The 1,570-nt window shown below is 44.4% G+C and carries 2 protein-coding genes; one reads left to right on the top strand and one right to left on the bottom strand.

All coding sequences use genetic code 11. From position 1 onward, the window contains the following. A partial coding sequence (locus tag G462_RS0121170; protein ID WP_026960738.1) for an IS3 family transposase occupies window positions 1-264 on the bottom strand: 264 nt, incomplete at its 3' end. 364 nt (window positions 265-628) lie between these two features. Between G462_RS0121170 and G462_RS0121165 the strand changes: the two genes are divergently transcribed. Then, complete coding sequence (locus G462_RS0121165; RefSeq protein WP_026960737.1) at window positions 629-1,183, top strand: hypothetical protein; 555 nt, start codon at window positions 629-631, stop codon at window positions 1,181-1,183. The last annotated feature ends 387 nt before the right edge of the window (window positions 1,184-1,570 follow it).

The raw sequence follows: 1,570 nt of genomic DNA, 5'->3' as shown, positions 1-1,570 counted from the left end.
CTTTTTCAAAATGGTATTCTCTTCTTCAATGCGGCGGAGTTTCTTCTCCAGCTCGCGGATCCGCTGTTGTTCGGGGGTTAGCGGTGAGCCTTTAGGGGATACGCCTTGCTTCTCCTGTCGCAGCTGGTTTACCCATTTACGCATGGCTGAGTCGCTCACGCCCATAGCGCTTGCTGCCTCGGCTACGCTGTAGCCCTGCTTCGTTACCAGCTGAGCGGCTTCTAACTTGAACTCTGCGCTGAATGTCGGTCTTGTGTTCTTCATTTCTACCACCTTTTGTCCGGAAGTGAGTCTATCACTTCGTCTATTCAGGTGGCCAAATTCACTATGCCACTACAATGTTTGTGCGCTAAATTAATGCAGTGAATCGAGACGTTGTCCTTATCACCATGAATAACTTTTAGTAGGTAGGAGTTATTGAACCTTAACCCAGGCTTGTGTATTTCAAGTGGTTAGGTGTGAAGGCTGCTAGTATGAATTATTTTTGATTGATATATTATTAGTTTGTGTTCTTTGGGGGGTAGTGATCCCTAAAATAGACAGTGGGATGCACTAACAACGACTGTTATGTTCCACTTTGGTCGTTAATTAATAATGAACACTATGCCTAGATCAAGAGTGAGTCATCATGGATGATAATACGGAAACAACCTTCATAGATGATATCGTCATATCTTCTAACTCAGATAGTATTACGATAGTGCGAACTTGGAGTGGAGTAGGTTCACTCATCATCTCAGTGTTTGCGATTTTGTGGATATTCGTTTTCAGAAGCGAGTTTGACGTCCTTTTTCTTCCTGTTCTTCATGTTGTTATCTCTTCAGTGTTCGCGTATTGGGCTTTAGCTAGCTGGTTAAACAAAACCAAGATTTTTGCTACTAAGTCTAAATTTACCGTGTCGCACTATCCTATTCCTTGGGCTGGTGGTTGTTCGTTCGATATCTCGGATGTAAGACACTTTGTTGCTCATGAGAAAGTCGATACTGTTACAAGGGAAAAGGGGATGACGTCTTACTCTATTTCCAATGAAGTCTATGCCTTATTTGGCGAGGATGAAATCGTAAGGGTGTTGAAGGGGCTTGAGTCGGATGAAAGCGCTCTGATTATTGCAGAGTCGTTAAATCGTTTCTTGGGATTGAATGAGGATACATTTCTGGCTGACGATTCCATTAAGCATGTTTAATTCACTATTCGAAATCGTAAATTGAAAAACTGTTCGAAAGTAGGTTTTTAGGTTGCTGGGCTTGAGCCAGCGTGCGGCTTGGGGCTTGATAAAGAGGGGGGCGATGCTCTCTTTATCGTGAGTCTCGGGATTATCCGTGCCCAGATAGCAAAAAACCTGCTCGAAAGCAGGTTTTTTATGTGATGGTCGTTGCTGGGCTTGAACCAGCGTGCGGCTCGGGGCTTGATAAAGAGGGGGCGATGCTCTCTTTATCGTGAGTTTCAGTATTATTAGTGCGTAGATAGCAAAAAACCTGCTCGAAAGCAGGTTTTTTTATGTGGTGGTCGTTGCTGGGCTTGAACCAGCGACCCTCGCCTTGTAAGGGCGATGCTCTCCCAACTGAGCTAA

The organism is Aliagarivorans taiwanensis DSM 22990 (genome assembly GCF_000429505.1).
Classification (GTDB): Bacteria; Pseudomonadota; Gammaproteobacteria; order Enterobacterales; family Celerinatantimonadaceae; genus Aliagarivorans; species Aliagarivorans taiwanensis.
The sequence above is the reverse complement of the archived record's forward strand: the minus strand, read 5'-3'. Positions and strand labels throughout refer to the sequence as shown.